This window comes from Pseudomonas brassicae (assembly GCF_010671725.1).
In the GTDB taxonomy this organism is placed as follows: Bacteria; Pseudomonadota; Gammaproteobacteria; order Pseudomonadales; family Pseudomonadaceae; genus Aquipseudomonas; species Aquipseudomonas brassicae.
In genome coordinates, this window is record NZ_JAAHBU010000192.1 from 1 (window position 1) to 7,100 (window position 7,100).

General features: G+C 62.3%; 5 protein-coding genes and 2 pseudogenes. 2 read left to right on the forward strand and 5 right to left on the reverse strand.

The window, feature by feature from the left end:
- The 5 genes from G3436_RS14740 to G3436_RS14760 form a co-directional block, all read right to left on the reverse strand.
- Nucleotides 1-932 (reverse strand): cation:dicarboxylate symporter family transporter (locus tag G3436_RS14740; protein WP_163946216.1); only part of this gene is annotated, 932 nt, incomplete at its 3' end.
- Nucleotides 933-1,661: 729 nt separating this feature from the next.
- Nucleotides 1,662-2,168 carry an inhibitor of vertebrate lysozyme family protein gene (locus tag G3436_RS14745; RefSeq protein WP_163946219.1) on the reverse strand — a complete coding sequence of 169 codons (507 nt, stop codon included), beginning with the start codon at nucleotides 2,166-2,168 and terminating at the stop codon, nucleotides 1,662-1,664.
- A 2-nt stretch (nucleotides 2,169-2,170) separates the two neighbouring features.
- Complete coding sequence (locus tag G3436_RS14750) at nucleotides 2,171-2,335, reverse strand: DUF1328 domain-containing protein (protein WP_009401691.1); 165 nt, start codon at nucleotides 2,333-2,335, stop codon at nucleotides 2,171-2,173.
- A 60-nt stretch (nucleotides 2,336-2,395) separates the two neighbouring features.
- A complete protein-coding gene (locus G3436_RS14755) occupies nucleotides 2,396-2,680 on the reverse strand; it encodes a hypothetical protein (protein ID WP_163946222.1) in 285 nt (94 codons plus the stop codon).
- 172 nt (nucleotides 2,681-2,852) lie between these two features.
- Nucleotides 2,853-3,686: a BON domain-containing protein gene (locus G3436_RS14760; RefSeq protein WP_163946223.1), complete on the reverse strand. Its 834-nt coding sequence runs from the start codon at nucleotides 3,684-3,686 to the stop codon at nucleotides 2,853-2,855.
- Nucleotides 3,687-3,893: 207 nt separating this feature from the next.
- On the opposite strand from G3436_RS14760, the pseudogene algB reads away from it, so the two are divergent.
- A pseudogene (gene algB, locus G3436_RS14765) lies at nucleotides 3,894-5,238 on the forward strand (sigma-54-dependent response regulator transcription factor AlgB).
- Nucleotides 5,235-7,021 (forward strand): annotated as a pseudogene (locus G3436_RS14770) (KinB sensor domain-containing domain). The pseudogenes algB and G3436_RS14770 overlap by 4 nt, the downstream one beginning before the upstream one ends.
- The last annotated feature ends 79 nt before the right edge of the window (nucleotides 7,022-7,100 follow it).

A 7,100-nucleotide genomic window follows, 5' to 3' on the forward strand; every position in this document is an offset into this window, starting at 1 on the left:
TTGAACGAGTAGCCGGTCGGCACCACGAAGCTGCAAATGGCTTTCGGCGAACCGTAGGCTTCCATCTTCTGGATCACACGCGGCAGCACGGTCTCGGAGCTGGCGGTGGAGTAGGCCAGGATCAGTTCGTCCTTGAAGATGCGCATCAGCTTCAGGATAGAGAAGCCGAACAGGCGGGCGATCAGGCCCAGCACCATGAAACCGAAGAAGGCGATGGCGAAGTACACCAGCAGCACCAGCTTGGCCAGCGGCAGCAGCGAGGCGAAGCCGAAGTTGGCCACGGTTACCGCGATCAGTGCGAACACGCCGATCGGGGCGTAGTTCATGATCATGTGGGTGACCTTGAACATGGCTTCCGACACGCCCTGGAAGGTTTTCACCAGCGGGTCGCGGATGTCGGCCTGCAGGCTCGACAGGCCCAGGCCGAACAGTACCGAGAAGAAGATGATCGGCAGCATCTCGCCACGCATCAGCGCTGCGAAGATGTTCGACGGGATCAGGTTGAGGATGGTCTGGATGAACGCATGCTCATGCTGAACCTCGGCGGCCGTCGCCTGGTACTTGGAGATGTCCACCGTGCCCAGAGTGCTCATGTCGATGCCGGCACCTGGGTGGAACACGTTGGCCAGCACCAGGCCGACCACGATCGCGATGGTGGTCACCACCTCGAAGTAGATGATGGTCTTGAGGCCGATACTGCCAAGTTTCTTCGCATCGCCGACACCGGCGATACCGACGATCAGCGACGAGATCACGATCGGGATGACGATCATTTTGATCAGGCGAATGAAGATGTCACCTGCCGGCTGCAGGACGTTACTGATCCACCATGCCTTTTCTGCACTGAAATGGTTCAGCAGCGCTCCGATTGCGATCCCCAGGACCAGACCGATGAGGATTTGCCAGGCGAGGCTTAGTTTTGCCTTCTTCATGTCGTTACCCTTTGTTCAAGTGGACACGGCCACCGCCTTGAAACCTGCACTCTAGAGCCGCTGGAAGCGATTCCCCTGGAGTTTTGATCATGCAGGCAATGCGCCGTAGAAGGTCACCGCAAGCGAGCGCAAAGACGCTCGGACCAGCGAAAAAGGCGCAACTATTCCGATGCGGGCGCACTGAGTCTAATGCCGTAACTGACTACCCTATGCCGAATCGGCATGATCTTTTTGCGCCAAAACGGACGTCCCAGCGGGTTGGAAGAGGTGTGTTCGGAATCCCGACGATGGCCAAAGCGCCATGATTAGGCCGATACAGCGGTATTGAGGCGGGTAGAAAAAGTCATTGTTCGACAATCCGAATGCGTTGAAAACGCCATTCGAGACGGCAAACTGACGCGAGATTTTTTTGATGTACGGTCAGCCGTCTGGCCGATCTGTCACTTTCAAGAAGGGAAATGCTTCAGGCTGGCAACGCGGGCACAAGTCTGACCGGGGGCTGTCCTTTCGAAAAGCGGCCCCGGTCCACGACTGCGATGCCTTTTTACTACCCTGACCCGGCCCTCTTCGGAGGTACTCCCTGTACCCCTAGGCCCCTCCGATCCTGAAGCAATCAGAGCGGCCCGGCCCCTTGGTCATGCGCTCACCCTCCTCGGGCGGGCGCATCATAGAAACTGCAACCGGCAGAAGGTTCAGCTTCTATATAGGTACTGATGTGCCCGGCGACACTCAGTAATAGTTCGGGTCATTCTTCAGCTGCTCTTCGAGCATCTGCTGCATGCCTTTGTCCGGCTTGCCCAGCCAACGCTTGTCGGTGTGGCGGCTGGGCGACTTGTCGGCGGGCAACCCGGCCGGCACCGTCACCAACAGCCCATAGGCGTCGTCCTTGTCCCAGCTGAACGCCACGATCAGGCGTGCACTGGCGCAACTCGGTTCGGTCTCGCACAGCTGGCCGACCAGGTACTTGTCGCCGTCTTCCGCCACCGTCGTCATCTGATCGTTGGGGGCGGAAGTGGCACTGGGGGCGGAGGTGGAGCGGGAGAACCCGCTGAGGTTGATCACCCAATCAGGCAACCGTTCCTCTTTGTTGACCACGTCTTGCCAGGTTTCCCGGTACTCGGGGTCCGAACCGAGCAGTTGGCTGGTTCGGACCTGGCCGTCATTGGCCGCCATTGCCGCTGTACAGGCCCCTACCATCAGGGCGCCTGCCAGGGCTCTGTATAGCGTCCCGTTCATGTCTAACCTCTACCGCGACGACCGAAGAAGAAGGACGCCACGAACAGCACCAGGAAGACGATGAAGAGAATCTTCGCGATACCGGTAGCGGCGCCGGCAATACCACCGAAGCCCAGCACGGCAGCGACAATGGCGATAATCAGGAAGGTGATGGCCCAACTCAACATGGTGATTCTCCTTACCGTTTTGAAAGCGGTCATGTGTGACAGAACTACTGCATTGCTCGACTAGAACACCCACCGCTCACGCGGTACGACGGTTTCGACGGTGGCCTCGTTGGCCGGCTGCGTACCCAGGGCGGTCCTGGCCTGCAACAACATCGAGGCGCGGGTGGCCTGAATATGTGCCACCTGGGTGGCTTGTGCAGAAAGCTGATCGGCGATCTGCTTGGACTGCCAGATGCTGTACAGCTGCCCGGCAACCAGGGTCAGCAGCAAGGCCAGGCACAGAAACAGCAGTTGACGCACGTGTAGCGGGGAAATCTGCACCAGGGCGGCGGTTAGCGGGTTCATGCCGAGCTCCTTTGCTGCATCTTGTTATGGACTGCTAGAGGTATTGCAGCCTGCATGCCAGCTTTTACTTTTCGATAAAACCCTTATAAATCAGCATGTTAGAAACACATAAACACAGCCTTCAGGACGCATCCTGCACGATGCCCTGCGCATCTTCGTGCGAATTGCACGATCAACCCTGCACCTTCACAGCCACCTTGAGCATGTCGGCGTCCACGCCACGGACGCCGCGGATCTGCCGCGCCACTTCCTGAGCAATGGTTTTCTGCTGATCGCTCATGACCTCGCCCGACAAACGCACCACGCCGTCCTGGGTCACGACCTTGATGTTCGGCCCGTCCAGGTTGCGGCTGTATAGAAAGCTGGCCTGTACCTTGTCGTTGATCCACGCATCGCTCTGCACTTCGGTGGCGGCCGCCGCCACCTGCTCGCGCGCCTGAGCGGGGTCGCCAACGCCCAGGCTGATCAGGTTGTTGACCAGGTACACGCCAGCGCTGGAACCGGCGATCGAGCCCGCCATCTGCTTGGCCTCGGCACGGGTCACCCGGCCACGCAAGGTGACCACGCCAGCGCGGCTGTCTACCTCGATGGGCAGGCCATGGGTCTGGCTGCTCCACAGCAAGCGGGCGCGGATGATCGAAGCCAGGGTGGCGTCTTCCACACGCTGGGCGTAGGCCCGGCGCTGCAGGGTTTCTTCGACGAGCTCGGGGTTGACCTGCAAGCGGTTGTCGACCTGCTCGATACCCGCAGTGGCCAGTGCCAACTGCTCGGCCAGCACGCGCTCCACCTCGTTTTCCACCTGCCCCTCAAGGCGGGCGCGGTGATCGCGCACCGTCACCTCGATCTTGAACGGATTGAGCAGGCGATTGAGCGCCAGCGCCGTTTGCAACGCGCCTTCCTGGCGGGCTTGCTGCACACTGGGGTCGGCTGCGACAGCCTGGGCGAGGGGCAGTTGGTTGAATAGCAGTGCGCCAGTCAACACTGCCAACGGACGTAATGCACGCATGACGAAGCCTCCTGTTGGTCAGAAGACGAATCATCGCAATCAATGTGCCAGCCCTTTGAGCAGCGCTAAAACCATTATTTTCAATGGGTTAGCTAAACAGCTGGCTTGGAGCTAGCATGCAGGTAGCGGAATCAATCAGAATCGACCATGCAACTTGCCCGATTTTTCCGACACTAACCAAGATCATTCTTAAAGGAGCGTAGGAAAATGGAGTCCGCCACGGAAAATCAAGGCCGCATTCTGCTGGTGGACGACGAGTCTGCCATCTGCGTACCTTCCGCTACTGCCTGGAAGACGAAGGCTACAGCGTGGCCACTGCCAACAGCGCAGCGCAGGCCGAAGCCTTGCTGCAGCGCCAGGTGTTCGACCTGTGCTTCCTCGACCTGCGCCTGGGTGAAGACAACGGCCTCGACGTGCTGGCGCAGATGCGCATCCTGGCGCCCTGGATGCGCGTGGTGATCGTCACCGCGCATTCCGCCGTCGACACCGCCGTGGATGCGATCCAGGCCGGCGCCGCCGATTACCTGGTCAAGCCGTGCAGCCCCGACCAACTGCGCCTGGCCACGGCCAAACAGCTCGAAGTACGCCAGCTGTCGGCGCGCCTGGAGGCGCTGGAAGGCGAGATCCGCAAGCCCAAGGACGGCCTCGACTCCCACAGCCCGGCCATGATGGTGGTGCTGGAAACGGCGCGGCAGGTCGCGGCCACCGATGCCAACATCCTGATCCTCGGCGAGTCGGGCACCGGCAAGGGCGAACTGGCGCGGGCCATCCACGGCTGGAGCAAACGCGCGCGCAAGGCCTGTGTGACGATCAACTGCCCATCGCTGACCGCCGAGCTGATGGAGAGCGAGCTGTTCGGGCATAGCCGCGGTGCGTTTACCGGGGCCAGCGAAAGCACCCTCGGGCGGGTCAACCAGGCCGACGGAGGCACGCTGTTTCTTGACGAAATCGGCGATTTTCCCCTGACATTGCAGCCAAAGTTGCTGCGCTTCATTCAGGACAAGGAATACGAGCGCGTGGGCGACCCGGTCACCCGCCGTGCCGATGTGCGCATTCTGGCGGCGACCAACCTCAACCTCGAGGACATGGTGCGCGACGGGCGCTTCCGTGAAGACCTGCTGTACCGCCTGAACGTCATTACCCTGCACCTGCCGCCGCTGCGCGAGCGCAGTGAGGACATCCTGACCCTGGCCGACCGTTTCCTGGCCCGCTTCGTCAAGGAATATGCCGCCCGGCCCGCGGCTTCAGCGATGAGGCGCGGGCCGCGCTGCTCAATTACCGCTGGCCCGGCAACATCCGCGAGCTGCGCAACGTGGTCGAGCGTGCGAGCATCATCTGCCCGCAGGAGCGCGTCGAAGTCAGCCACCTGGGCATGGCCGAACAACCGGTCAGCAATGCCCCGCGCGTGGGTGCGGCGCTGAGCCTGGATGAACTGGAGCGTGCGCACATCGGCGCGGTGCTGGCCACCAGCGACACCCTTGACCAGGCCGCCAAGACACTGGGTATCGACGCCTCGACGCTCTACCGCAAACGCAAGCAGTACAACCTGTGAAGCTGGCGGTAAAGCTGCGCACACGGCTTTTTCTGAGTATCTCGGCGCTGATCACCGTGGCATTGCTGGGCCTGATCCTGGGCCTGGTCAGCGTGCAGCAGATGGCCATGTCGCAGCAGAAGATGATCAGCGACAACTCCTACATCCTCGACCTGGGCCTGAGGCTGCGTCAGAACCTGGGCGAACAACTGACCCTGATCCTCGACCCGCAGACCGAGCAGCAGGCACTGCAGCCGTTGCAGGCGCAGTTCCAGCAACTGCTCGACGAAGGCATGAGCCATGAGCGCCAGGCAGACGGTTTCGCCGGTTTCAGTGCCGCCAACCGTGACTACCAGACGTTCCTCCAGGCCCTGCGCGACAATGCCCAGCCAAGCCGCAGCCTGGGCCCGGAGCAGCCCCTGGGCGCGGGATTCAACCGGTTGCGTACCGACCTTGTCGACTCGCACAAGCAGGCACTGGCGCATATCAACCACAGCGAACAGCAGGCCCGCGAGCGTGCCTTGCTGGTGTCCAGCCTGCTTGGGCTGGTCGGGGTTGCAGTGCTGGTGCTGGGCTTTATCACCGCCCACGGCATCGCCCGTCGCTTCGGTCAGCCGATCGAAGCGCTGGCCAAGGCGGCGGACCAGATCGGCCTGGGCAATTATGAGGTGACCCTGCCGGTGACCCCGGCCCTGGAAATCAACCAGCTGACTAGACGCTTCGGGCTGATGGCCGAAGCGCTGCGCAAGCACCAGGCCACCAATGTGGACGAACTGCTTGCCGGCCAGCAGCGCTTGCAGGCGGTGCTCGACAGTATCGACGACGGCCTGCTGATCATCGACCGCGAGGGCAACCTGGAACACCTCAACCCGGTCGCCCAGCGCCAACTGGGCTGGGATGCCAGCCGCCTGGGCCAGGGCCTTGGCCAGGCGTTGCAACGCCCCGAACTGGACAGCCAGCTGCAACTGATCCTGCGCGGTGGCAGCCTGGAGCGGGTGCCGGATGACCTGAGCCTGGAGGTCGAGGAAGAGGCGCGCCTGCTGTCCTACAGCCTGACGCCGGTATGCCATCCCCAGGGGCAGATCCTGGGGGCGGTGATGGTGCTGCACGACGTCACCGAGCAACGCGCCTTCGAGCGGGTACGCAGCGAGTTCGTGCTGCGCGCGTCCCACGAGCTGCGCACGCCGGTGACCGGCATGCACATGGCCTTCGGCCTGCTGCGCGAGCGCCTCACGTTCCCGGCACACACCCGCGAGGCGGACCTGTTCGACACCATTGGCGAAGAGATGCAGCGCCTGACCCAGCTGATCAACGACCTGCTCAACTTCTCGCGTTACCAAAGCGGCCTGCAAAAGCTGGAGCTGGCGCCGTGCGCGGTGGATGAGCTGCTGGCGCGGGCCTGCGAGCGCTTTACAGCGGCGCTGGCCGAGAAACAGATCGAACTGCTGGTCGAACTCAATGCCCCGCTGCCGCGCATCCAGGCCGACCCGGCCCAACTGGACCGGTGCTGGACAACCTGTTCGACAATGCGCTGCGCCATACCCCGACGGCCGGGCGCATCCGCCTGAATGCACGGCGCCATGCAGAACGGGTGATCATCAGCATCGAGGACAACGGCGAGGGCATTGCCTATGGCCAGCAGGGGCGGATCTTCGAACCGTTCGTACAGGTCGGGCGCAAGAAGGGCGGCGCCGGCCTGGGCCTGGCGCTGTGCAAGGAGATCGTGCAATTGCATGGCGGGCGCATGGGCGTGTATTCACGGCCGGGGCAGGGCACCCAGTTCTACATGGCGCTGCCCGTCTGAGCGCCTTCGCTGGCAAGCCAGCACCCACAGGGTATCAGCGACCGCATGCTCTGCGGGGTGCCTGTGGGAGCTGGCTTGC

Coding starts and splice junctions, on each gene's coding strand:
- G3436_RS14745 (WP_163946219.1), bottom strand. CDS start 2,168: ATGAACGGGACGCTATACAGAGCCCTGGCAGGCGCCCTGATGGTAGGG.
- G3436_RS14750 (WP_009401691.1), bottom strand. CDS start 2,335: ATGTTGAGTTGGGCCATCACCTTCCTGATTATCGCCATTGTCGCTGCC.
- G3436_RS14755 (WP_163946222.1), bottom strand. CDS start 2,680: ATGAACCCGCTAACCGCCGCCCTGGTGCAGATTTCCCCGCTACACGTG.
- G3436_RS14760 (WP_163946223.1), bottom strand. CDS start 3,686: ATGCGTGCATTACGTCCGTTGGCAGTGTTGACTGGCGCACTGCTATTC.